Genomic DNA, 21,116 nt, shown 5'->3' with positions numbered 1-21,116 from the left:
CATTTGCATCGGCATTATAAAATGTCTGAGATGAAAAGGTACAGTATGAAATTCCCCATAATGGGAACAGTGTGGATGACCATGGTTCTGGTGCTGATGCAGATATCGCTCATTGCGCAAACAGTGTCTATTGCAGAAAATGTAAATGATAACGGAAAAGCTTTCCGGGCTATTAAGCAAAAGGATAAAGTGATGCTGGAATGGGATGCGGTTACAATTTTAAAGGGAAGTCATTTCGCACTGGAGCGTAGCATTGATGGAAAGACGTACAAAACCATCGCACTGGTTTTTATGGCGGAGGATCCTGCGGCAATTCCAACATACGGGTACGCAGACCGTTCCGGGGTAAATGAAGGCGGGAATGTGTTCTACAGGCTTTTGGTCTTTGACCAGAATGAAAAGGTTGTCAGGAAAATGGAATGTAGCAGGGATGATAGGTTGGAAACAAACAAAGGTATTGCGGTTACAAAATTTTAATGTGCTTATATGTTGAAATTGTAAAATACGGATACGATATTTGTACTCCGCGTTTTTATCCAATTTCTCCGATTTACCAACTCATTACCAATATCATGAAATCCGTTTTGTTATTGGTGGGTTGGGTCCTGTTTAATACATCATTCACAATACAAGCATTCCTGTTCACAGCAACAGGTCTATATATTATTCAAGTCAGTTTTAAAGGGTACGATCAACAAGGCCTGGTTATTCTTAACCGGGCATTTTTTTAGGTATTTGGTTTATATCATAAACTGGTTTATATTTGTAAAAAATAGGAATTGTGAGAGCATTATGGATACTTTTTATGGGTTTAATGTTAGCCGGGTCAGTTAGCGGCCAAACTACTGTTCGTGGTAAGGTGAAAGACAATAGAGGGAAACCGTTACAGGGTGCCAGTATTACACTTAAGGGTAGTTATGATGGAGCTACCACTGATTCAACAGGAACTTTTCAATTCAGCACAAGTGAGAAAGGTGAAATCTTGCTTTTGATCAGTTCAATTGGCTTTGACCCACTTGAAAAGCTGATAACCCTGAACGGGCAGCCTATCGAACTTCAATTGCAACTGAAAGAAGCCGCAGATGAGTTGAAGGCCGTAGTTATAACCGCGGGCAGTTTTGAAGCCAGTGATTCCAAAAGAACAACCGTTCTGAATTCCATTGATATCGTTACCACTGCCAGTGCCAATGCTGACGTAACTGCTGCGATAAGAACCCTTCCAGGTACCCAGCAAGTAGGGGAGAAGGAGGGTCTATTTGTAAGGGGGGGCAGTGGTGAAGAAGCACGGGTTTTTATTGACGGCACTCTTGTCAACAACTTCTTTTTTACATCGGTTCCCGATATTGCTCAACGTGGTCGGTTCTCGCCCTTCCTTTTCAAGGGAACTGTTTTTAGTTCAGGCGGTTATTCAGCTCTTTACGGCCAGGCGCTATCCGGAGCACTCATACTTGAAACCATCGACATGCCCGAACAAAGCGCTGCAAGTATAGGCATATCAACCGTAGGTGTCAATGGTGGTTATCAATACCTAAACAAGGAGAAAACCTTTACCTGGGGCGCTAACTATTCTTATACCAACCTGCTTCCGTATTTCGAGCTGGTGAAGCAGAGACCCGATTATTTTAAAGTTCCCGCTTTACATTATGGAGATGCTAATTTCAGGATTAAAACCTCCAAAACAGGTATACTCAAATTTTATGGAACCTGGCAGGTTAATCAGTTGGGATTAAGATCTCCTGATATTGATTCTTCCCGGCTTAAGAATGCATTTAGTCTCTTTAACAACAATCTATATGCGAATTTATCGTGGAAGGAAAAATTAGGCAGTCAATGGAAACTTTTCCTTGGCAGCTCCTATAGCAATAACCTTGATGAGATCAGTAACCAGTTACAGGACGAAAATAATGATCCGGTTTTTAGTACACAATTGCCTTACAGATCAAAGAATTTCAACGGTGATATACGCGCAGAATTGACCCAGGTTAAAGGAGTACTCGATAGAAGGTTATGGGGTTTAAGTGTGGTTCGGTTTGGTGGTGAATGGCTCTACTTTCGCGATAAATTGAATTTCACTGATTCAATAAGTCGTAGCACCACCATCAATGATCATTTCAAGGCAGGATTTCTGGAAACCGATATTTATATCACCAATAATATTGCAGCTAAACTGGGAGCGAGAGTGGAGCATTCATCGTTGATGCAAAGATCAAATCTGGTACCGCGGGTGTCACTCGCATATAAGCTTGCTTCTAAAAGCCAGGTTTCACTTGCCTATGGGATCTTTTACCAGAAACCCGAACGCAACCAACTGGTAATAGACAAGGAACTTGATTTTACAAAGGCAACTCATTATATAGCCAATTACCAGAAAATTACAGCGCTGAATGTTTTTAGGGTAGAAGCTTTCTATAAAAAATACGATGACCTGGTAAAGACAGTCCCTTTATTGTCAAATCAAGGAAAAGGATATGCGAAAGGGATTGAGCTTTTCTGGCGCGATAAAAAAACATTGAAAGGGGTCGATTATTGGATTTCTTATTCCTTCCTGGATACTGAAAGGGACTACCTCAACTACCCCGGTTTGCTTAAGCCAAATTTCGCAGCAAGTCACACTGCCTCATTGGTTATAAAAAAATTCATAACAAAGCTGAAGACACAGTTCAATGCATCCTATTCCTATGCAACCGGCAGGCCATATTATAATATCCGCTATGATGAAAATGAGGGCAAAACGTTGATAGCCGATCGGGGAGAAACCATAGACTTTAATAACCTTAGTTTAAGTGTTAATTACCTCCCCAATATAGGCAGGCAGAATGCAAAAGCTTTTACGGTTTTTGTTTTATCTGTTACCAATGTACTCAACCAGGAACAGACCTATAACTATAATTATTCTTATAATGGTAGTATAAAGCAGGCTGTTCGCCCTCCTGCCAACCAGTTCTTTTTTCTTGGCTGCTTCATTAGCCTCGGTGTTGACCGGACAGAAGATGTAATCAATAGTAATCTCTAATTCATAAATCTTAATTCTTAATTCTTAAATCTTACATGATGAAAAAGTGTTTCCTGCTACTCTCCCTGCTTCTCCCTGCATTATCAATGGTGGCACAATCTGATAAGTATAAAACAGCGATGGTACAGCAGATCGCCAAATTAGATGGGGCCATGCAAAACGGTGGATTCACCGACCTTGCAAATAATTTCGAACGGATTGGTGACGCCGAAAAGGAACAATGGCTTCCTTATTATTATGCTGCTTATTGCCAGGTGATGAATGGATTTATGGAAAAAGATAAATCAAAGGTGGATCCACTTGCCGATAAAGCGGAAGCCCTCATCACCAAATCGGAAACCATTGCTGGTGGACCAAACAGCGAAACAGAAGTTATCCGGAGTATGATTGCTTCGAGCAGGATGATGGTTGATCCGCAGAGTCGCTGGATGCAGTATGGCCAGGTTTCTGCCGGGCATATGGAGAAGGCAAAACAACAGGACCCCGCCAATCCGCGCCCGGTTTACCTGGAAGCACAATCAAAGTTTTATACTCCGGAACAATTTGGTGGGGGAAAGGCTGTTGCAGCGCCGATCTTTGAAAAGGCAATCGCTATGTTCGATCAGTTTAAACCTGCCTCAGAAATACATCCTTCCTGGGGAAAGTCGGCGGCACAATACTTTTTATCACAGTGTAAGTAAGATGTGATAATATTGAACTTATCCAAGTATCAACAAATAAAACACCTGTAATGTCTCAACCCGAAATACCCGGTAACAGATCCCGCAATTTGATCAATCCGGATTCTGATCCACCAAATACAATGTCAGAATCGGAAAGCCTTGCACTGATCAGCCAGATGATTCAGACTGCCCGCGAAGAACATAATGAGAATGGATTGGGATGGAGGGTTTGGGGATGGATCCTTTTCATTGCCTCGCTGGGAACTTTCTTTATGTTGGAATATAATCTTAAAGGATCATTCTGGTTCTGGAACCTGGCATTGCCGGTTGGGGTGATCCTTATGATCATTACCTCCTACAGGAAGAAAAGTCATAAACGGAACCGTACCTATGCCCAGGACCTGCTCGACAGGATGGGAGTGGGATTTTTCGCCAGTGTGCTGTCAATGGTAGCCGGTATCAACTTTTATTATCAGGTTGCTGACAATCCGGGTGATATCGACTTCTGGGGTTTCTTCTTCATTCTCTATGCTTTCTGGATGTATATACATGGCAGCGCACTCAGGTTCAAACCCCTGATGGTGGGGGCTGCCCTGAATTGGCTTGCAGGTATCGCGATGTTTGGGATAGATGAAATGAAGTATGAAATGCTGATGGGTGCCCTGGCAATTCTCCTGGGATACCTTGTACCCGGTTACCTTCTCCTGCATCAATCTAAAAAGAAGTCAAACCGGAATGTTTAAAGACCTTGACCCCATATTGCACACGCCACTACGGCTCGCGGTTGTTTCCCTGCTCATCAGTGTTAAGGAGGCGGAATTCACTTTTATCCGCGAAAAAACCAATGCAACCGCAGGCAATCTGAGCGTACAGATGAATAAGCTGAAAGATGCCGGGTATATTGAGATCATAAAACAATTCAAGGAAAACTATCCGCAAACCATTTGCAGGATCACGCCAAAAGGCATAAAGGCTTTTGCAGAATATGTTGCCAATCTTCAATCTTATCTCAAAACGGATTCATAAATCGGGGATAGCTTTAAAAACAATCCCTCCAAATTACTGTTATAGGCAGTAACCAATTTTTCGAGGATGAGTGCTGTTATTGAAGTAAGGAACCTGGTAAAGGCTTTCGGCGACCTGCTGGCAGTGGATGATCTCTCATTCACTGTATATGAGGGGGATGTTTATGGATTCCTCGGACAAAATGGGGCAGGAAAATCCACCACCATAAGGATGCTGCTTTCTTTGATCAGGCCCGATTCCGGAAATATCAGCCTGCTTGGGAAATCACTTCTCACCGAAAGGCACGCAATATTGCGGCAGGTTGGTGCAGTAATTGAAAGACCCGACCTCTACAAATACCTCAGTGCCTATGAGAACCTCTCCATCTTTGCCCGAATGAGTGGCATAAAACCTGTCAATCGCAGATTGATGGATCAACTGGAACAGGTGGGTTTGGCAGAGCGTGCTCATAGTCGTGTTGAAACTTATTCGCAGGGCATGAAACAGCGCTTAGGTATTGCCGTTGCATTGATTCATGATCCGCGGCTGGTTATTCTCGATGAACCCACTAACGGGCTCGATCCGCAGGGTATTGCAGATATGCGCAATCTTATAATGGGCCTGAGTCGCGACCTCAATAAAACAGTACTTGTTTCTTCACATCTTCTAAGTGAGATCGAACAGATCGCTACCCGGATGATCATTATTGATAAAGGCAAAAAGATAGTAGAGGGTAATGTGGATGAATTATTTCATCCTGGTAACAACAGGGTGCACCTCGAAGTAGCTGAACAGGAAAAGGCCTGGCAACTGCTTTCTGAAAGCCGTTGGGGCAAGAACCTTGAAAGGGAGGATAATGCACAACTGGCCCTGCAAATGCCACCAGAAGACGTTCCCCTGCTGGTGCAGTTACTTGTAAAAAATGAGATCAGCATACTCTCCGTAAGAAAGGCAAATACACTGGAAGATTATTTCTTATCCCTAACCGCAGGAAAACAACATGTTGCAGCTTTTACAAATTGAACTATTTAAGATTTTTCGCAGACCCCGAACCTATATCAGTTTTGTGGCAATCGGCGCTATTGTAATGCTGATTTTGCTTGCATTCTATGTTGATGGGGCAAACTATATGGCATTTGGACTTCAAAGCCTCACGCAGAGTTTTGAGATACAGGGAAATGTTTTGAATGGATACCTGATCTGTTTCATCATACTCCAAACACTCCTGATACATGTGCCATTGCTGATTGCATTGGTGGCGGGCGACCAGGTGGCAGGGGAAGCCAATATGGGCACGCTTCGCCTTCTTATCACCAAACCAGTGAGCCGTACCAACCTCATGCTCGCGAAATTCTTTGCATCCACCGTGTATACATTAATGTTACTGGTATGGATGGCATTCCTTGCATTATTACTGCCCGTTCTGATCTTCGGTACTGGCGATCTGATGATCCTCAAAAGTGAAGAAGTTGTAGTGCTGTCAAAAGCGGATGTACTATGGCGTTATTTTGCAGCCTTTGGCTTTGCGGCAATTGCCATGACAACAGTGGCAGCACTTGCATTCCTGCTTTCGATATTTGCTGAAAATTCTATTGGTCCTATTGTTTCCACTATGAGTGTGATTATAGTGTTCACCATTCTGAGCACACTCGATATCCCCATTTTTAATGCTATCAAACCTTTTCTGTTTACAACGCATATGATTGGTTGGAAAGGCTTCTTTGATGAACCAGTATCATGGCAGCCCGTGTTACAATCGGCAGGAATTTTGATCATACATATAATTGGCCTTGTGTTGGCATCTGTAATAATATTTAGAAAAAAAGATATTCTATCCTGATATGAGAGTAATAAGAAAGCTGGCACTTATTTTTTTAATTATTAGTAACAATAACCTGCATGCGCAAGACGCAGTTGGATTATTATCTGATGTTAAAGCAAAGCTTCAGAAGGTGAAGGAGTACGTAGGTGAAGGCAACCTCGTAACAGATGTTTCATTTATAAATATTCCCGATTCAAAAGTGAAGGTCTATTTCAGGCAACCTGACCAGTTCAGAATAATCAAAGCTGATGGTATTTCGATTTTGCCTAAAGGTGGAATGAGTGTTAGTCTCAACTCACTTTTGTCAGGAAAAGACTTCGTGGCTGTTGCAGGTGGATATACAACCTACAATAAAAAGAAAATGGCTGTTGTGAAACTCTTGCCGGTGGCAGAAAATAGTGATGTGGTATTAACTACCCTGGTAGTTGATGAATCAACCGCGTTGGTACACAAAACCACCACCACAACAAAAGACAATGGTACCTACGAAACATTTTTGGAATATGGAAGATATGTATCCTGGGGCTTGCCTGATAGGGTCCTGTTTGTTTTCAATACCAATGCTTACAAGCTACCCAAAGCTGTAACTATGGAATATGAGGGAAGTAAAAAAGCGGCAGCTAAAAAACCTGCAGGTGATGGCAAAGGAAGGGTATCCGTTACATATGATCGTTACCTCATCAATAAAGGCCTGCCCAAAGGAATCTTTTAATCTCCATCCCTCCATCCCTCGAATCAATCTTCTTCGATCCGCTCATCCACAGCGTTGGCTAAAAATCGGTTGCTTACTTTTTTTAACGGATTGCTGCGATTGGCAATGAATTCCGCCCTCTGGCGGATTATATCCACACAGGTGAAAATGGCACTGAACATTGAACTTTCATCTGCCACATTCTTTCCTGCTATGTCAAAAGCAGTACCATGATCCGGTGAAGTGCGCACCACAGGCAGACCTGCAGTAAAATTCACACCCTCGCCATGTGCAAGTGATTTAAAAGGAATAAGGCCCTGGTCATGATACATAGCAAGCACAGCATCAAAACGTTCGTGGTAACCACGGGCAAAAAATGCATCAGCCGAAAATGGTCCCTGTACAATGCTATTGCCCTGTTGTTTAAATTCCTTGATGGCTGGTTTAATGATCTCCTCCTCTTCGTTTCCGATCAATCCCTCATCGCCTGCATGTGGATTAAGTCCCAATACTGCGATCTTTGGTTTATCTATTCCAAAATCCTTTCGCATACTATCCTCTACCAGCCTGAGCTTTGATAGTATATTCTGTTTAGTGATGAATGGTCCTACTGCAGTTACAGGAACATGTTCAGTTAACAGGGCCACCCGCATATTGGATGCCACCATAAGCATAAGAACTTCCTTCGCATTGAAAGCATCTTTCAGGTATGGGGTATGTCCGGTGAAAGGAAAGGATTCTCCCTGGGTATTTTTTTTGTTGATAGGTGCGGTAACCAATCCGTCGATATGCCCCTCCTTCAAAGCCTGCACAGCACTTGTGAGTGATATCACAGCAAATTTTCCACCTGCCTCCGTTAGCTGGCCGGGGGTAATGGCTACATCTTCCTCCCAGCAATTGAATATGTTCACCTGCTTATGGTTGAGGCGACCGAAATCTCTGAAGCTCTGGAAGTTTAAATTGTTTTCTGGCAATGCCTTCCGGTAAAAATTGATGGCCTTATTACTGGCAAAAACAACGGGGGTACATATTTCAAGAAGCCTGCTATTTGATATGGTTTTAAGGATCAGCTCCAGGCCAATACCATTGAGGTCGCCACAGCTGATACCTATAACGGGACGGTTATTATCGGGAATAGTTGACATGGTCTTTGATTAAGAAGGCGTAAAAATACAATATTCGGGGGGCGCGGGCAATACTGTATTTTTGCGGGCGCTATGTATACTCTTAAAAAATCACTGGGTCAGCATTTCCTTCGCGATGAAAATATTTGTCGCAGCATCGTAGCTGCCCTTTTGGAAAGGCCATTTAACAAGCTGCTGGAGGTGGGGCCTGGTGGTGGTGCGCTCACCAAACACCTGCTCACTATTGACGGTATGGAATTCAAAGCAGTGGAGTTGGATACGGAGAAAGTTGAATACCTGCAAAAGACATTTCCTATACTTGTAGGTAAACTCATCCACCAAAGTTTTCTGGATATTGATCCGCCTTTTGAAGGAAGCTTCACTGTAGTGGGAAATTTCCCTTACAATATCTCAACGCAGATACTTTTTAAGATCCTTGAATGGGACGGGCAGGTGGAAACGGTTATAGGGATGTTCCAGAAAGAAGTGGCACAGCGCGTTGCAGCAGCACCTGGCTCAAAGGTATATGGCGTTATCAGTGTGTTGATCCAGGCCTTTTACCGGGTAGATTATCTTTTCGATGTATCTCCCGAAAGTTTTATTCCACCACCTAAAGTTATGAGCGGTGTCATTCGCCTTGTTCCTGTTGATGATATACCTCTCATGCGTAGCCGAAAGGACTTTACACTGCTCGTGAAAACAGCGTTTAATCAACGACGTAAGACGCTTCGAAATGCAGTACGGGGATTATTTCCTCCCGAGACGCTGGCAGATTCTTTTTTTAACCAACGGGCCGAACAACTTACAGTGGCCGAATTCGCGGCCCTAACTTTCAAAATGAATGGCAATGGCTAAAGTGCTGATAACAGCTAAAGTGCATCCATGGATGGCTGAAACACTGGAAGGGAAAGGTTATGAAGTACTGTACCTTCCTGCGATCACGTATGATGAGTTGAAAGAGATTGTGAATGATGTAATAGGTCTTGTTGTAACCACCCGGCTAAAGATTGACAGGCACATATTGGATGCTGCTTCAAACCTCCGATGGATCGCCCGGCTTGGAAGTGGGATGGAACTTATTGATGTTAGCTATGCTGAATCGAAAGGCATAAAATGCGTTAGCAGCCCCGAAGGGAATCGTAATGCAGTTGCTGAACATGAATTGGGAATGTTATTATCACTGCTCAATAAGATAAACAGCAGCGCTTGTGAAGTGAAAGAAAGAAAATGGATCCGTGATGCTAACAGGGGAACTGAACTGACTGGAAAAACTGTTGGAATTATCGGCTTCGGGAATACCGGCGGTGCTTTTGCCCGGCTGCTGGAACCTTTTGGAGTAACAGTGTTGGCGTATGATCGTTATCGTTATGACTTTGCCCATGGTTATATTCATGAGGCCAACCTGCAGCAGATCTGCCGGTATGCGAATGTTATTAGCATTCATGTTCCCCTTACCGACGAAACATTTCATATGGCTGATGATGAATTTTTTGACAGCCTTCAACTTCAACCTGTATTTCTTAATACCAGCAGGGGTAAAGTTCACGATACATCTGCGCTTATACGTGCCCTTGAAAATGGTAAGATCCGCGCTGCGGGCCTCGATGTGCTTGAAAATGAGAAACTTGAAACACATTCCGAACTGGAAAATCAACAGCTAACCTGGCTTTGCAGCCAGCCTAATGTAATAGTGACCCCGCATATTGCAGGCTATAGCGTTGAGGCATACCTGAAAATGGCACAGGTGGTGCTAGAGAAGCTCGCATTATAGTAGATTCCAACGGTTATAGGGTAAATCTTATATATTTTTTATATAGTTAAAAAAAATATATAATTCTCCCCGCCTGAAATAATTAACCTTTTCTTGGGAATACTTAACATCCCTTATATTGCGACCTGTAAAAAATAACAGCACATGAGAAAATTCGCTTCATTATTGGCGATGTTACTGTTTTGTTGTGCAGTAGCGTTTAGCCAAATCAAAACCATTTCCGGTAGGGTTACAAATGACAAAGGAGAAGGTTTGCCTTATGCAACTGTGCAAATTAAGGGCAAGCCTACTGCTGTAACCACGGATGTGAACGGACAGTTTAGTATTAAGGCACAGCCCGGCGATGTATTGGAGATTACAGCTGTGGGTCAGCAGGCTGCTACAATCACTGTAGGTGAGAAAGATGTAGTTGCTGTTACCCTGGTTTCTTCCGGTACAGAAGCGCTAACGGAAGTTGTGGTTACAGGTGCCTATGGCACCAAAAGAACTGCAAGGTCTACCTCTTACAATGCACAACTTGTAAGTTCTGAGGACCTTAACGTTATCCGCCAGCCGAACCTGAACAATGCCCTCGCAGGTAAAGTTGCAGGTCTCCAGGTACGTAGCCAGTCAGCAGCTGCCCTCGGCAGGAATACTGCTATCAGGCTTCGTGGTGAAAGTGGACTTGGTGGTGGTGCTGGTGCTATCTATGTTGTTGATGGTACCATCCTGCCTAACGCGGACGATGTAAACATAGACGACATTGAAGACGTAACTGTATTGCAGGGCCCCGCGGCTGCTGCCCAGTTTGGTCCTCAGGGTGCGCAAGGTGCCATCGTTATCTCCCTTAAGAAGGGAAGACGTTCTGCAAAAGGATTTACCATTGATGTAAATACCGGTGTTCAGATCGACAAAGCTTACATTCTTCCTAACTACCAGAACTCTTATGCTGGTGGTGGTAATAGCGATCTGCAGAAGTATACATGGCAGGATGGTGATCCTGAAGAGTGGAAAGCACTTGATGGAAAGTTTTTCCATGACTATAATGATGATGCCAGCTGGGGTCCACGCATGGTAGGCCAGGAATATGTTCCCTGGTATTCATGGTATGGTGGTCACAAGTATTCTTACACTACTGAAAAATTGTTGCCTCAGCCCGATAACGCACGTGATTTCTTCAATACCGGCGTTACCCTGAACAATTCAATCAGTTTTTCACGTAATACAGATGCATCTAGCATCCGTGTTTCTTATGGTAACCTCGATGTGAAAGGTCTTATTCCAAACAGTAGCCTGAAAAGGAATAACCTCAACCTCGTTAGTACTTTTGACCTTAGCAGCAAGTTCACAGTTGGTGCCAATATCAACTATGTTACCCAAACGCTGAAAGGTGAAATCAATGATGGATATTCTAACCAGTCTACCGGTTCATTCAGCCAGTGGTTCCACAGGAACCTTGATATGGATAAAATGGAAGAACTGAGAGGTCTGCGCACTCCCGATGGTATCTATGCCAGCTGGAACCACGCCAGCCCTAACTCATATGATCCATCAAACCCACGCGCATTCTATGCAGGTAACTACTGGTATAATTTCTATACATGGTATGATCTTACTAACCTGACTAACCAGCGCGACAGGCTCTATGGTGATGTTTCCTTAACATACAATGTTACCAATGACCTGAAGATCAAAGGAACATATCGTAAGCAGCAGAACAATGTCTGGTCTGAAGATAAATTCAGTTCCGACCTGTTCAATTCCGGTCTGCAAACAACTGGTAACGAACCAAGAGCTAAAGGTTATTATTCAACCAACCAGTCTTACAGCAACAGGAGAAACGTTGAAGTGATCGCTTCTTATAGCAAGCAGATCAAAGATTTCAGTGTTGATGTGAATGCAGGTGCCGACTTCTTTAAGTGGGTTTTAAAATCTAACGGTGCAGCTACCAACAATGGTCTGAACGTTCCAAACCTTTACACTACTGCTAACTCAAGGGATGCAGCAAGTGTTTTCAACGACAGGATCGAAGAAAAATATAATGCTGTGTTTACAAGAGGAAGTGTTGGATTCAGGAAATTCCTTTATGGTGAATTCACCCTGAGGAACGACTGGTTCTCTACCCTGCCTCCAGCAGATAATGATGTATTATCAAAATCTTTTGGTCTCTCATTCGTATTCAGTGACCTTATCCGTGATGTAACACCATGGTTGAGCAGCGGTAAACTCCGTGCTTCATGGGGTGAAATTCCACAAACATTGGGGACTGGTACTACTTTCGGGGCCTATGTATATCCTGGTATGGCATACGGAGTTGGACAATTCCAGTGGAATGGTAACTTCCTGATGGGAACACCAAACGGTTTGGTTGATTCTTCAATAAGGGGTGCTGTTTCTCAGCAGAAAGAGATCGGTCTTGATCTCGAATTCATGAATGGCCGTGCCGGACTGAGTGTTACATATTGGGATGGTTCAGAAAAGGACTTCCCACGCGCTGTAACAATGAATGGCGCAAGTGGATTTACATCTAAACTTATCAATACAGGTTTGATCACTAAGAAAGGTATTGAGATCAAAGCTAACGGAAGGCCGGTTTGGCTTCCTAATTTCAAGTGGGAGATCAGTGGTACTTATGGCCGCCTCCTGGAAAACAAAGTGGTTGAAATTGCTCCGGGTACTTCCCGTATTACAGTACAGGGTGTATGGGGTGCAACTATGCCATACCTTGTTCATGAAGAAGGTAAGGAGTGGGGACAGATCTATGGTAATGGTATCAAGCGTCTGAATGGCCGCCCGATCCTTGCTTCTGACGGTTCTTATGTAAATGATCCCAACGTTTATTTCGGAAGCGTTCTTCCTAAATTCACTGGTGGATTGCAGAACAGCTTCCAGTTCCTGAAGCATTTCACAGCCAATGTGAACATCGACTTCCAGTATGGTGGTAAGTTCGCGTCTCTCTCTAACATGTGGGGATCATACTCTGGCCTTACTGCACGTACTGCAACAACCAATGACCTTGGAAACCCGATCCGCGACGCAGTGGCTGATGGTGGTGGTGTACACGTATTTGGTGTTGATGCAGATGGTAAGGATGTTGATTATTATGTTGAAGCACAGGATTACTTCCATAACCTTTATGGTAAAGCAACTTTCGATGAGTTCGTTTATGACCTCACCTTCGTGAAACTCCGTGAGATTTCACTTGGATATAACCTCCCGATCAAGCAGCTTGGAATGGACAGGTATTTCCGTAATATCACCTTCTCTCTGGTTGCAAGGAACCCGGTTCTGATCTATGCCAAAACTGATGATTTTGATCCATCTGAGATCAGTGCAATCAGTGGTGAAACCGGACAGCTTCCTGGAACAAGAGGTGTTGGTTTTAACCTTAAAATCGGATTCTAATTGAATTACTCAAAACAAATGATTTCATTTATGAAAAATAGATTTTTGATTCTTCTCTCCATTCCCCTGATTCTTGGTGCAAGCAGTTGCTCCAAACTGGAGGATTTCGGAGATACCAACGTGAACCCCGGCGCCACCAACGAACCTATTGTTGGTGCCCTAATGACCAATGCCCAGGCAAGTATTGGTGGATATGCGGCTCAAACAAGAGGTGGATTATACGCTCAGTATTTTTCTGAGACACAATACACCGATGCATCCCTTTACAGCCTTCCTCAACTTGATTTTACCGGAGAGTATTCAGGAGTTCTCTATGACCTGGAAAATATCAAGATCCAGAACAAGAGCAACAACATGAACCAGGTTGCTACAATTTTGCAGCAATACATATTCTGGACAATTACGGATCGTTGGGGTGATGTTCCATACAGCGAAGCGCTCAAAGGCAACGCTACACCGAAGTATGATCGCCAGGAAGATATCTATAAAGGTATGATCGCTGCACTTACTGCTGCAGTTGATGCTTTCGATAATAGCTCTCTAATTACAGGTGATGTTATTTTTGGAGGGAATGTTGATTCATGGAAGAAAACTGCTAACTCCATCCGTATGATGATGGCGCTGCAACTTTCTAAAAAGTTTCCTTCACCAAGTGATTATGCTGCTACCGAGTTTAAGGCTGCTCTTAACCACCCCGCTGGTTATATCAGCACTAACGCTGAGAACTTTGATGTCACTTACCCGGGTGGTAATTTCAAGAGCAACTGGTGGAATGTTTACGATGGTCGTAAAGACCTCGCTGAAAGCGAAACCATGACTGACCTGATGTCATCACTCGCCGATCCTCGCCAGCAGGCGTTTGGTGGTGAAACAGAAATCCAGGGTGCTCCTAACTCAAACACAACTTCAAATGTTGGAGTTCCATATGGTGTTGCCCGTGCAACTGCTGAGGCATTCACAAGTGCCAATCCAAACTGGGCTCGTGTACTTCGCGGTGATTTCCGTACAGAAACTGGCACAGTGATAATTCTTAGCGCCGGACAGGTTGCTCTAGCAAGGGCTGAAGCGGCTAACCTGGGCTGGACTACAGAGAACCTCGCTGCAGTTTATGCAGAAGGTATCCAATTGTCATTCGAACAGTGGGGACTTACCATGCCAGCTACTTACCTCACACAGGCAGGTGTTGCCGTGGGTGCGGTTGGTGCAGCATCAAATACCAAGAACATCGCCATCCAGCGTTTTATAGCAACTTATCCAAATGGATTGCAGGGTTGGAACATCTGGCGTAAAACTGGTTACCCTGAATTGGATCCGGCACCGGATGCTATCAATTCTTCAGGCGAAATTGTAAGAAGGTATACTTACTCAACTGGTGAATATGGTACCAACAAAGAGAATGTAGAAGCAGCAGCTGCGCTTATTCCCGGCGGTGATACACAGGATTCACGTGTATGGTGGGATCAGTAATTGATTAATTGAAAAAGAAAAAAGACTCGAACATGAAATTTTTATCAATAAAAAGTATCGCCGCTTTTCTTTTTGCCGGAATGGTTATGACCTCCTGCATCAAGGAAGAAGCTAACCCCCTGGGGTCTGAAGGGAATACGCTGGTGAAAGTATTGGAAGCTCCCGAGAAGAAAATTTTCTTCTCGCCCTTTGATGATGTTAAAACGGTAGACCTTTTCAGTCTTCGTCGTGATGCCAATTCTCAAACAGCTCTTAGCACTCCATCCACCATTAAACTCACATTCTCTCAGGAGATGATCGATGAGTACAATGACGCGAATGGAGAGAGCTTTGAAGCAATGCCAGACAGCATCTTCACCTTCAAGGAAAACTCCTCTATCGTTAAAACGGCGGATGGTTTCCAGATGGATTATGCAAATGGCGACTTCGCTAAGGAACTTACCATTTTGCTGAACGGTGCCAAGTGGGATATCTCCCACAAGTATGCCTTCGCATATGTAGTTTCTGAAGCCGGTGGCAATCAATTGTCAAGCGGAAAGGATTCTGTTATCGTCCTGATCAGTGTTAAGAACAAATGGGATGGTATCTATGATGTTACCGGTACTATGACCGATGTTGTCAATCCTGCTTTTGTTCATAGCACAGTAGCTTTGAATGGGGTTTATGGTATTGGTCAGGAATATCACCTGATAACTGTGAGCCCTACTGAATGTGCAGTTTATGATAACAGCGTTTTCGGTGATTATATCGTTCCTATCTCAACTGGTGGCGGTACCGGCCTCAGTGGTTATGGATCCTTTGCTCTGTTGGTGGAATTTGATCCGGAAACAGATGAGATCGTAAAGGTTAGTAACTATTATGGTACTCCTGCTAATACACGTGCAGCTGTACTTGATGAAAGCGGAGAAAATCGTTATGTGGATGGAACTATAAATATCAAGTTCCATATGTTGCAGCCTAGTGTTGTTCCGGCTGCTCCCCATATCCGGTCTTCCTGGAATGATACCTGGAAATATATCGGCTCACGATAATTGAATATCAAGGCATTCTTTGGGCCGTCTCATACAAGAGACGGCCCTTTTTTTAACCCTCTTGCTTGGTGGTTAGAACATAGTTGTCTATCTTTGACTTAATTAAGTGCAACGCTTTCGCATCAGCTGAAGGCGTTGTACTTTTTTTTACTTTAACCAAAGGAGGTTAACTATGACAGATGTAATTTATGTATCAAAAGAGACCCTCGAGCAGATGAAGGTAGAACTCCAGCACCTGAAAGGGGTGGAGCGTCCCGCAGCTTCAAGGGCCATTGCGGAGGCACGGGAAAAAGGTGACCTCAAAGAGAATGCAGAATATGATGCAGCTAAAGAAGCACAGGGCTTGCTGGAAGCAAAGATCAAGAAAATGGAAAGCGATCTGGCCCTTGCCCGTATCCTGGATGCCACCGATATCGATACAAGTAAAGTATCGATCCTTACCAAGGTAACTGTATCAAATATGGCTACTAAGAAAACCGTTACCTACCAGATCGTTTCAGAGAAAGAAGCCGATCTTAAATCAGGCAAAATATCCGTAACCTCACCTATCGGGCAGGGATTACTTGGTAAAACTATAGGCGAAATAGCAGAAGTGAAAGCCCCCGCAGGTATCCTGAAATTTAAAGTGGAAGCCATTTCCGCATAGATCTAACGAAACGCCATAAATATTCTTCTTAAAGACGACCCCTGGTGGTCGTCTTTTTTTGCCCATATCCCGATAACAATTTATTAATAGTCCGGTAACATTGGCTTCATTTTGAGATAACATTGGGTGGATAGCTTTGCACCCATGTTGCGTTTCATATTATTTATTCTGTTGATAATACCTGTAAGCATACAGGCACAGCGTACCATTAAATGGAATGGGCTCCACCTCAATGCAATCGACAAACAGGGACGTAAGCAGGGAGAATGGCTGTTCTTCGACAAAAAAGGCAACGCTGTGATGCAATGCAGTTTTAATAATGATATGGTGAGCGGGCCAAGGATATTCTTTAGTAATGGCGATACAATTCTGGTTAGGCTGGAAAGGAAGAATGACCGGGAACCATTCATTTATTATTATAAAAACCAACAAATTAATGGCGTCTTTGCCCATAAAGGGGATGACTTCAATATAGAGCTCGATCATATTCCTGCCGGCTTTACAGAATCAGATATCCGGGAATTAAAACGATGGTATGCAGTTAAAATTGAACCCGTTTATATGTTCGGTGTAGAGCGACTCGCAGATTATTTTAGTGCAGCTTATTATAAATCCAACGCCATTCCCAACTGGCACCATAACTTTGTACTCACCATCAATGCATCGGGTAAGGTAACCAATGTGGAGTGGGAAGAGAAAGACGAGTTGTGGACAGCTAACCTGGAAAGGGAAGTCTTTGATATGTTCTACAGCATGGGGCGCTGGCAACCATTCTTCGATACCTGGCAAACCCAGGAAATTAAAATAACGATGTCATTAGGTGCTGATTTGAAAGCAATCACAGCAAGATGACAATATTCACAAAGATTATCAACGGCGAGATCCCATCCTATAAGATCGCCGAAAATGACAAGTTTTACGCCTTTCTGGATGTATTCCCCATAACCCATGGGCATGTTCTGGTAGTGCCTAAAATGGAAGTTGACAAGTTCTACGAAGTACCTGACGCCTACCTTAGCGAAATCCTTGTATTCGCCAAACCTATCGCCAAAGCCATAGAACAGGCCTTTCCCTGCAACCGCGTAGGCTCTGCCGTAATCGGTATTGAAGTTCCACATGCGCATCTCCATCTTGTCCCCATCAATAATGCCGACGATCTCAACTTCACCCGTGGCAAAATCACTGTAACGGAAGATGAACTTAAGACAGCACAGGAAAAAATCCTGGCTTATTACAGGAATTTATAACATCCCTTTTTTTCATTCACATCGTTTTTTCAGCTTTTGGCACCTCTTTTTTGGCTGTTCTCCCCATTTTATTGGATATAATAATATTAATATATAATATAGCCTGTTGTTTTCAGCGCCGTGTATTTTCAAATCCGGAGGCATTCCGACGGATAGGGGCGATACGGTGGCCGCAGTATTGTCGAAGCATATTCGAAACATACGCTGAAAGCCGCTATTTTATTAATGTTTAAAGCAATATTCTATGGCAAAAAATGTAAATAATCCCTTTTTGGCTGGCCATGTCGGCAAAATCGCCGGTTTTATTTATCGCCGGAGAGGCAATAGCACACATGTGTATAAAGCGCCTCTTCCTTCAGGAAAAAAACCCTCAAAAGCACAGCTGGAAAACCGTCTTAAATTCAAAAAGGCAGTAAAATATGCCGCAAAAGTTAAGCGTACACCTGCTCTTCGGGCTCGGTATACCAAAAAAATGGAGCTATGGCAAAACATTAATAACCTGGCAATAAAGGATTTTCTTAAAGCGCCCAGGATCCTGAGCTTCGATACCAAAAATTACAAAGGGCAGCCAGGTGATAAGATATTTATTACTCCACAGGACGACTTTGCAGTTGCTAAACTCACTATTTCAATTTTTGACCCCCATGGTAATCTGGTTGAAAAAGGAAAGGCCTTTTCTGAAAGGGGAGTATTCTGGGAATATTGCGCCACTGTAATTAATGAACAATGGAAGGGAAGTACCATCTCCATGAAAGTTTTTGACCTTCCAGGGAATGAAGGAGTGGCCGATACTATTGTTTAGCTGGTCAGAAATTTATGGCTGCTTGATGCGATGGCTATTCTGCCTGATAAAGTCGTCCCAGCCCTTTGCCTTTGACTGAAGGGCTGGTATTACTGAACTGGTCTGGTAATGATGACAAATGGCAACTGCAAGGGCATCTGATGCGTCAATATATTCCGGCACTTCCGTTATGGTGAGTATGCGCTGTAACATCTGCCATACCTGGTGCTTATCGGCATTTCCATTACCGGTGATGGACTGCTTTACTTTTTTGGGTGAGTATTCACATACTTCCAGTCCCGCCTGTATAGCCGCCGCTATTGCCACCCCCTGCGCCCTCCCCAACTTAAGCATACTTTGTACATTCTTACCGAAAAATGGTGCTTCAATAGCGAAAGTAGTTGGCTTATATTCAGCTATCAACTCCACTACTTTTCTATGTATCAGTTCCAGCCGGATGTGCTGGTCCTTTTTTGCATTCAGTTTCAGCACATTCATATGCACCAACTCCAGTTGCTGACCATTAATCGCCAGGATACCATAGCCCATCACAATGGTACCAGGATCTATTCCAAGAATTATTTTAGAGTGCTTAACTGACAAGAGATTATTTTTATCGGGGATGATCAGTACCAAAAATATCAAAATCTTTCTCAACTACTGGCTGGGACCAATAATATTCCTCTGGCTCACATGGGCAATATATAACCAGGTGATCTCTCAACCTGATCTTCCACAGGCCTGGATCAATATTAAGACATCATTAAATAGCGGTGGACAATCACGAATAACCGCCGTTATACTTCTCATGGTTGTAAACTGGGGTATTGAAGCAGTAAAATGGCGGGAACTGCTTCGACCCCTGCATCATCTCTCATTATGGCGTGCCCTGAAGGCAACCCTTGCTGGTGTTGCTTTTGCCGTGAATACGCCTAACAGGATCGGAGAGTATGGGGGGCGCGTCCTTTACCTTCCTGATGATAAAAGGCTGCAAGCCGTTTCACTAACCCTTATCGGCAGCTTCAGTCAGTTATTGGTAACTATGATGGCAGGTACAGCCGGGCTCTGGTTATTATATTTTGGAGCCCTTGAAATTCATCCTCCCGCTTATTGGTCATCAAATGCTTTATGGATCAGGGTTCTTTGTCTTGTATTATCAACAACAACCATTTTGTTATTGTTAGTATACCTTCGCATCAGCTGGCTCGTCAGGCTTTTTGAACGCCTTCCGGGTGTTGATAAATGGGGTAAAGCATTGTTGGTGATTGACCACCTGCCGGTTAGAATTTTGTTAAGAGTGCTCGGATGGTCAATGATACGCTATACGGTATTTGTGATTCAGTATATATTACTGCTCCAAAGCTTTGAAGTAACATCATTGATCTGGGTTTCAAGCTGGATGATCAGCGTACAGTTCCTGATGCTCGCAGTTATTCCCACTATTGCTCTGGCAGAACTGGGATTGAGAGGTCAACTGGCACTTGAATTGTTTGGATGGATCAGCTCAAATACATTGGGTATTGTAACTGCCTCCATCGCACTGTGGCTGATTAACCTGGTAACACCTGCACTCATTGGCAGTTTACTGATCATCCGGATCAAGATCTTTAATCCTATGAATAAAAAGGATACCCCGGTTGGGGAGATCCCGAAAAATGAAATTTGAAATGAAGTTTAGTACCATAACTGCTACCTTACTGGCCCTTTTCTTTTCGCTTAAGCTGAATGCTGTAAATGAATTTTGTGGTATTCGTAACATCGCCTTCCGTGGTGGTGAATCTACTACTTATAAGGTTTTCTATACGCTTGCAGGGGTATATATTGGTGCTGGTGAAGCAAGTTTCAATGTGAACCTTACTAACCTAAATGGCAAGCCGGTGTATCATCTCATTGGGGATGGAAAAACTTATAGCTTCTACGATAGCTTTTTCAAAGTGCGTGATCGCTACGAATCTTTTATTGACACTGCCTCCCTTCAACCATACCGTTTTATTCGTAAGGTGGATGAAGGTGGATATAAAAAATTCCAGACGGTAAATTTCGACCATACAAAAAATAAAGCCGTTTCTAATGAAGGCACATTCAATGTTCCTGATTGTGTACAGGATGTGGTTAGTGCCATATATTATGCCAGGAATATCGATTTCAACAAGTACAAGCCCGGGGATAAGATCTACTTCAATATGTTCCTCGATAATGAGACTTTTAATCTTTATATCCGTTACCTGGGCAAGGAAACTATTAAGACGAAGTATGGAAAGTTCCGCGCCATTAAATTCAAACCCCTATTGGTGAAGGGAACCATTTTTGAAGGGGGGGAGAAAATGGTGGTATGGGTTAGTGATGATGGAAACAAGATTCCATTACGTATTGAAAGTCCTATCAGTGTAGGTAGCGTAAAAGTGGATATGATGAATTATAAAAACCTGCGTTACCCGCTCAGTAGTTTAATATCGTTGAACTAATTCCCGC

21 protein-coding genes are annotated in these 21,116 nt (G+C 43.4%); 19 read left to right on the top strand and 2 right to left on the bottom strand.

Annotated features, from left to right (window positions below; all coding sequences use genetic code 11):
* The first annotated feature begins 30 nt into the window (after positions 1–30).
* From V6M43_RS04480 to V6M43_RS04445, 8 genes are all read left to right on the top strand, one after another.
* Positions 31–477: a hypothetical protein gene (locus V6M43_RS04480; protein WP_332732833.1), complete on the top strand. Its 447-nt coding sequence runs from the start codon at positions 31–33 to the stop codon at positions 475–477.
* Positions 478–781: 304 nt separating this feature from the next.
* Complete coding sequence (locus V6M43_RS04475; protein ID WP_332732832.1) at positions 782–3,013, top strand: TonB-dependent receptor; 2,232 nt, start codon at positions 782–784, stop codon at positions 3,011–3,013.
* A gap of 38 nt (positions 3,014–3,051) precedes the next feature.
* Positions 3,052–3,693 carry a hypothetical protein gene (locus tag V6M43_RS04470; RefSeq protein ID WP_332732831.1) on the top strand — a complete coding sequence of 214 codons (642 nt, stop codon included), beginning with the start codon at positions 3,052–3,054 and terminating at the stop codon, positions 3,691–3,693.
* A gap of 50 nt (positions 3,694–3,743) precedes the next feature.
* The gene (locus V6M43_RS04465) at positions 3,744–4,418 is read left to right on the top strand and encodes a hypothetical protein (protein WP_332732830.1); all 675 of its coding nucleotides are present in this window, start codon (positions 3,744–3,746) and stop codon (positions 4,416–4,418) included.
* On the top strand, positions 4,411–4,701 hold the full coding sequence (locus V6M43_RS04460) for a winged helix-turn-helix domain-containing protein (protein WP_039127061.1): 291 nt from the start codon (positions 4,411–4,413) through the stop codon (positions 4,699–4,701). The genes V6M43_RS04465 and V6M43_RS04460 overlap by 8 nt, the downstream gene beginning before the upstream one ends.
* A gap of 66 nt (positions 4,702–4,767) precedes the next feature.
* Complete coding sequence (locus tag V6M43_RS04455; RefSeq protein ID WP_332732829.1) at positions 4,768–5,703, top strand: ABC transporter ATP-binding protein; 936 nt, start codon at positions 4,768–4,770, stop codon at positions 5,701–5,703.
* Complete coding sequence (locus V6M43_RS04450; protein WP_332732828.1) at positions 5,681–6,520, top strand: ABC transporter permease; 840 nt, start codon at positions 5,681–5,683, stop codon at positions 6,518–6,520. The genes V6M43_RS04455 and V6M43_RS04450 overlap by 23 nt, the downstream gene beginning before the upstream one ends.
* A 1-nt stretch (position 6,521) precedes the next feature.
* Positions 6,522–7,214 (top strand): LolA family protein, encoded by a 693-nt coding sequence (locus V6M43_RS04445; protein WP_332732827.1) that lies wholly within the window; start codon positions 6,522–6,524, stop codon positions 7,212–7,214.
* A 23-nt stretch (positions 7,215–7,237) separates the two neighbouring features.
* Here the strand turns inward: V6M43_RS04445 and pdxA are convergent, their stop codons facing one another.
* A complete protein-coding gene (pdxA, locus tag V6M43_RS04440) occupies positions 7,238–8,338 on the bottom strand; it encodes a 4-hydroxythreonine-4-phosphate dehydrogenase PdxA (RefSeq protein WP_332732826.1) in 1,101 nt (366 codons plus the stop codon).
* Between the two features lie 72 nt (positions 8,339–8,410).
* On the opposite strand from pdxA, the gene rsmA reads away from it, so the two are divergent.
* The 9 genes from rsmA (at position 8,411) to V6M43_RS04395 (ending at position 18,665) form a co-directional block, all read left to right on the top strand.
* On the top strand, positions 8,411–9,172 hold the full coding sequence (gene rsmA, locus V6M43_RS04435) for a 16S rRNA (adenine(1518)-N(6)/adenine(1519)-N(6))-dimethyltransferase RsmA (protein ID WP_332732825.1): 762 nt from the start codon (positions 8,411–8,413) through the stop codon (positions 9,170–9,172).
* Positions 9,165–10,088, top strand: coding sequence for an NAD(P)-dependent oxidoreductase (locus V6M43_RS04430; protein WP_332732824.1), 924 nt, complete (start codon positions 9,165–9,167; stop codon positions 10,086–10,088). The genes rsmA and V6M43_RS04430 overlap by 8 nt, the downstream gene beginning before the upstream one ends.
* A 144-nt stretch (positions 10,089–10,232) precedes the next feature.
* Positions 10,233–13,472, top strand: a complete 3,240-nt coding sequence (locus tag V6M43_RS04425; protein ID WP_332732823.1) for a SusC/RagA family TonB-linked outer membrane protein — start codon at positions 10,233–10,235, stop codon at positions 13,470–13,472.
* 30 nt (positions 13,473–13,502) lie between these two features.
* Complete coding sequence (locus tag V6M43_RS04420) at positions 13,503–14,939, top strand: SusD/RagB family nutrient-binding outer membrane lipoprotein (RefSeq protein ID WP_332732822.1); 1,437 nt, start codon at positions 13,503–13,505, stop codon at positions 14,937–14,939.
* Positions 14,940–14,971: 32 nt separating this feature from the next.
* On the top strand, positions 14,972–15,970 hold the full coding sequence (locus V6M43_RS04415; protein WP_332732821.1) for a DUF1735 domain-containing protein: 999 nt from the start codon (positions 14,972–14,974) through the stop codon (positions 15,968–15,970).
* 172 nt (positions 15,971–16,142) lie between these two features.
* Positions 16,143–16,616, top strand: a complete 474-nt coding sequence (greA, locus tag V6M43_RS04410; protein ID WP_332732820.1) for a transcription elongation factor GreA — start codon at positions 16,143–16,145, stop codon at positions 16,614–16,616.
* 144 nt (positions 16,617–16,760) lie between these two features.
* Complete coding sequence (locus V6M43_RS04405; protein ID WP_332732819.1) at positions 16,761–17,468, top strand: hypothetical protein; 708 nt, start codon at positions 16,761–16,763, stop codon at positions 17,466–17,468.
* Positions 17,465–17,863 (top strand): HIT family protein, encoded by a 399-nt coding sequence (locus V6M43_RS04400; RefSeq protein WP_332732818.1) that lies wholly within the window; start codon positions 17,465–17,467, stop codon positions 17,861–17,863. The genes V6M43_RS04405 and V6M43_RS04400 overlap by 4 nt, the downstream gene beginning before the upstream one ends.
* 244 nt (positions 17,864–18,107) lie before the next feature.
* Positions 18,108–18,665 carry a hypothetical protein gene (locus V6M43_RS04395; protein WP_332732817.1) on the top strand — a complete coding sequence of 186 codons (558 nt, stop codon included), beginning with the start codon at positions 18,108–18,110 and terminating at the stop codon, positions 18,663–18,665.
* Positions 18,666–18,677: 12 nt separating this feature from the next.
* Here V6M43_RS04395 and ruvC read toward each other — a convergent pair whose 3' ends face one another.
* Entirely contained in the window at positions 18,678–19,247 is a 570-nt protein-coding gene (gene ruvC, locus V6M43_RS04390; RefSeq protein WP_332732816.1) for a crossover junction endodeoxyribonuclease RuvC, read from the bottom strand.
* 19 nt (positions 19,248–19,266) lie between these two features.
* Here ruvC and V6M43_RS04385 point away from each other — a divergent pair, with 19 nt between their 5' ends.
* Both V6M43_RS04385 and V6M43_RS04380 read left to right on the top strand, forming a co-directional pair.
* Entirely contained in the window at positions 19,267–20,310 is a 1,044-nt protein-coding gene (locus tag V6M43_RS04385) for a hypothetical protein (RefSeq protein WP_332732815.1), read from the top strand.
* A 1-nt stretch (position 20,311) separates the two neighbouring features.
* A complete protein-coding gene (locus V6M43_RS04380; RefSeq protein WP_332732814.1) occupies positions 20,312–21,109 on the top strand; it encodes a DUF3108 domain-containing protein in 798 nt (265 codons plus the stop codon).
* Positions 21,110–21,116 lie beyond the last annotated feature (7 nt).

Origin of the sequence: Flavihumibacter sp., from assembly GCF_036676075.1 — a bacterium.
Lineage (GTDB): Bacteria > Bacteroidota > Bacteroidia > Chitinophagales > Chitinophagaceae > Flavihumibacter.
The sequence above is the reverse complement of the archived record's forward strand: the minus strand, read 5'-3'. Positions and strand labels throughout refer to the sequence as shown.

What these genes read in the sequence shown, in the direction of transcription:
- V6M43_RS04480 (WP_332732833.1), top strand. Translation starts at nt 31, where the DNA reads ATGAAAAGGTACAGTATGAAATTCCCCATAATGGGAACAGTGTGGATG.
- V6M43_RS04470 (WP_332732831.1), top strand. Translation starts at nt 3,052, where the DNA reads ATGAAAAAGTGTTTCCTGCTACTCTCCCTGCTTCTCCCTGCATTATCA.
- V6M43_RS04465 (WP_332732830.1), top strand. Translation starts at nt 3,744, where the DNA reads ATGTCTCAACCCGAAATACCCGGTAACAGATCCCGCAATTTGATCAAT.
- V6M43_RS04460 (WP_039127061.1), top strand. Translation starts at nt 4,411, where the DNA reads ATGTTTAAAGACCTTGACCCCATATTGCACACGCCACTACGGCTCGCG.
- V6M43_RS04455 (WP_332732829.1), top strand. Translation starts at nt 4,768, where the DNA reads ATGAGTGCTGTTATTGAAGTAAGGAACCTGGTAAAGGCTTTCGGCGAC.
- V6M43_RS04450 (WP_332732828.1), top strand. Translation starts at nt 5,681, where the DNA reads ATGTTGCAGCTTTTACAAATTGAACTATTTAAGATTTTTCGCAGACCC.
- V6M43_RS04445 (WP_332732827.1), top strand. Translation starts at nt 6,522, where the DNA reads ATGAGAGTAATAAGAAAGCTGGCACTTATTTTTTTAATTATTAGTAAC.
- pdxA (WP_332732826.1), bottom strand. Translation starts at nt 8,338, where the DNA reads ATGTCAACTATTCCCGATAATAACCGTCCCGTTATAGGTATCAGCTGT.
- rsmA (WP_332732825.1), top strand. Translation starts at nt 8,411, where the DNA reads ATGTATACTCTTAAAAAATCACTGGGTCAGCATTTCCTTCGCGATGAA.
- V6M43_RS04430 (WP_332732824.1), top strand. Translation starts at nt 9,165, where the DNA reads ATGGCTAAAGTGCTGATAACAGCTAAAGTGCATCCATGGATGGCTGAA.
- V6M43_RS04425 (WP_332732823.1), top strand. Translation starts at nt 10,233, where the DNA reads ATGAGAAAATTCGCTTCATTATTGGCGATGTTACTGTTTTGTTGTGCA.
- V6M43_RS04420 (WP_332732822.1), top strand. Translation starts at nt 13,503, where the DNA reads ATGAAAAATAGATTTTTGATTCTTCTCTCCATTCCCCTGATTCTTGGT.
- V6M43_RS04415 (WP_332732821.1), top strand. Translation starts at nt 14,972, where the DNA reads ATGAAATTTTTATCAATAAAAAGTATCGCCGCTTTTCTTTTTGCCGGA.
- greA (WP_332732820.1), top strand. Translation starts at nt 16,143, where the DNA reads ATGACAGATGTAATTTATGTATCAAAAGAGACCCTCGAGCAGATGAAG.
- V6M43_RS04405 (WP_332732819.1), top strand. Translation starts at nt 16,761, where the DNA reads ATGTTGCGTTTCATATTATTTATTCTGTTGATAATACCTGTAAGCATA.
- V6M43_RS04400 (WP_332732818.1), top strand. Translation starts at nt 17,465, where the DNA reads ATGACAATATTCACAAAGATTATCAACGGCGAGATCCCATCCTATAAG.
- V6M43_RS04395 (WP_332732817.1), top strand. Translation starts at nt 18,108, where the DNA reads ATGGCAAAAAATGTAAATAATCCCTTTTTGGCTGGCCATGTCGGCAAA.
- V6M43_RS04385 (WP_332732815.1), top strand. Translation starts at nt 19,267, where the DNA reads ATGATCAGTACCAAAAATATCAAAATCTTTCTCAACTACTGGCTGGGA.
- V6M43_RS04380 (WP_332732814.1), top strand. Translation starts at nt 20,312, where the DNA reads ATGAAGTTTAGTACCATAACTGCTACCTTACTGGCCCTTTTCTTTTCG.